Origin of the sequence: Hyphomonas sp. GM-8P (genome assembly GCF_003263315.1) — a bacterium.
Classification (GTDB): domain Bacteria; phylum Pseudomonadota; class Alphaproteobacteria; order Caulobacterales; family Hyphomonadaceae; genus Hyphomonas.
The window spans coordinates 1-929 of the sequence record NZ_AWFE01000015.1 but is presented as its reverse complement, the minus strand read 5'-3'; the positions used below and the strand labels follow the sequence as shown (position 1 = coordinate 929).

The window sequence follows — 929 nt, the reverse complement described above, 5'->3', positions numbered from 1 at the left end:
GCACGAAGGTCGCGAGCGTTTCGGCAAGGACCAGATTGTCCCGCTCGATCCGCCCGAACTGGCGCGTCAGCCGGTCGAGCCGGCGATTGATGGCGGCCTCGCGCTGATTGTCGGCTTCGCCCGCAAACCAAGCAGTCAGCGCCTTGTCGACGATGGCGCTTTCGGAGAGACCGGGGCGCTTGGCCATGGCCTGCAGCCGGTGATGCGTCTCAGGCGAGATATAGGGCTGGATACGGGGCTTCATTGACCATTCCCCGTCAGATCGATGCCGGTCGCCTGTTCGAGACTGTCGGCTTGCACAAGCGCGTCGAAGAGGCTCGGTTGCGGAGCGCCGCGTGACTTAGCCTGCGGCTTGCCGGTCCTGGCGGGCACAGAGACCTGCGCGCGCTCCCTGGCGGCATCGCGCGCTTTCTGAGGCCCGAGGCCCTCGCCGTCGGGCTCAAGCTCGGCGGCCTGCATCAGACCTTCATGGATCGATCGGACCTCCGTGCCCCAATCATCTTCCGAGGCTCCCAGAATGGCTGTCGCAAAGTTAGGCTCTTCCTTCAGCCGTTCAGTGAAGTTCTGGTCTTCATAGTAGCGGAGCTTGAGCGCGCGCACCGGAGGCGAGCCTGCGACGAGGACCAATTCCTGGTCTGCCGGCAGTTGCATCACTTCGCCGGGCGTCAGGAGCTGGCGGGCGGTTTCCTGGCGCGACACCATCTTGTGCGAAAGCCAGGGCGCCAGGCGGTGGCCGGCATAGTTCTTCATTGCCCGCTGTTCGGTCTTGGTGCCGAGCGCATCGGAAATCCGCTTGGCCGTCCGCTCGTCATTGGTCGCGAACGCGACCCGCACATGGCAATTGTCGAGGATCGCATTGGACGGGCCATAGGCCTTTTCGATCTGGTTCAAAGACTGGGCGATCAGGAAGGCCTTGAGGCCATAGCCTG

The 929-nt window shown here is 63.9% G+C and carries 1 protein-coding gene and 1 pseudogene; both read right to left on the bottom strand.

Annotated elements, in window-relative coordinates; genetic code table 11:
* Positions 1-244, bottom strand: a pseudogene (locus tag HY26_RS02275) (CopG family transcriptional regulator); the annotation flags it as partial.
* The coding region (locus HY26_RS19185) for a type IV secretory system conjugative DNA transfer family protein (protein WP_233351506.1) at positions 241-929 on the bottom strand (689 nt) is incomplete at its 5' end. The gene HY26_RS19185 and the pseudogene HY26_RS02275, both read right to left, overlap by 4 nt.